1 protein-coding gene is annotated in these 1,167 nt (G+C 72.3%); it reads right to left on the bottom strand.

From position 1 onward, the window contains the following. Positions 1–142: 142 nt before the first annotated feature. Positions 143–895 (bottom strand): MBL fold metallo-hydrolase, encoded by a 753-nt coding sequence (locus tag ACFRMN_RS37795; RefSeq protein WP_249953324.1) that lies wholly within the window; start codon positions 893–895, stop codon positions 143–145. Positions 896–1,167 lie beyond the last annotated feature (272 nt).

Raw genomic sequence — 1,167 nt, 5'->3', positions numbered from 1 at the left:
TAATTTTTTAAAAACCCCCCCCCCCCCCCCGGTGTCCCCCCCCCCCGCGCCCCCCCCCCCCCCCCGCCCGCCGGGGGGCCCCGGGCGGGGCCCCCCCCGCCCCCCCCCACGGCTGTGCGCGGTCACCTCGGCTGCCGACCGGTCAGATCTCGTACACCGTGCCGGGAACGGCCAGCTCCGCCGGGCCCGCGTACACATCGCGCGCGTCGGCCAGGTTCCGCTCGGCGTCCGTCCAGGGCGGGATATGCGTGAGCACAAGCCTGCGCGCCCGCGCCCGCGCGGCATGGGCGCCGGCCTCACGGCCATTCAGATGGAGCCCGACGACATCCTCCTTGCCGTGGGTGAACGCCGCCTCGCAGAGGAACAGATCCGTATCCTCCGCCAGCTCCACCAGCGGCTCGCAGACGCCGGTGTCCCCCGAGTACGTGAGCGACCGGCCGCCGTGCTCGACCCGGATACCGAAGGTGTCGACGGGGTGCGCGACCTTCTCCGTCCGTACCGAGAAGGGGCCGATGTCGAAGGAGCCCGGCTTGAGCGTGTGGAAGTCGAAGACCTCGCTCATGGACTTGTCCGAGGGCGTGTCCGCGTACGCCGTGGTGAGACGCTGCTCGGTGCCCTCGGGGCCGTAGACGGGCATGGCGTCGCAGCGCCCGCCGTCGAACCGGTAGTAACGGGCGACGAAGTAGGCGCACATGTCGATGCAGTGATCAGCGTGGAGATGGCTGAGGAAAATGGCGTCGAGGTCGTAGAGACCAACGTGGCGCTGCAGCTCGCCAAGGGCGCCGTTACCCATGTCGAGGAGCAGCCGGAAGCCGTCGGCCTCTACGAGGTAGCTGGAGCAGGCCGATCCCGCGGAGGGGAACGAGCCCGAACAGCCGACGACGGTGAGCTTCATGGAGCGGGAACCTCCGTGGCGTGGAAGGGGGGCGACGGGGGTCGTGCGGTTCGTTGAGCGTAAGGCGCGAAAGGGCGGGTCGCTCCTCCACAGTGGGCCGTTGTGGGGGAACTCACCTGGCCTGTCACCGGTTCGGATGGGCTTCGCCTCCCGGCGAGGGGGTGCGCCGTCCGGCGGGGGGGTGCGCCGTCCGGCGGGGGGGTGCGCCGTCCGGCGGGGGGGTGCGCCGTCCGGCGGGGGGGTGCGCCGTCCGGCGGGGGGGTGCGCCGTCC

The organism is Streptomyces sp. NPDC056835, from assembly GCF_042789485.1.
Taxonomy (GTDB): Bacteria; Actinomycetota; Actinomycetes; order Streptomycetales; family Streptomycetaceae; genus Streptomyces.
Note: the sequence above shows the minus strand (reverse complement) of the source record. Positions and strands in the feature narration are given on the sequence as shown.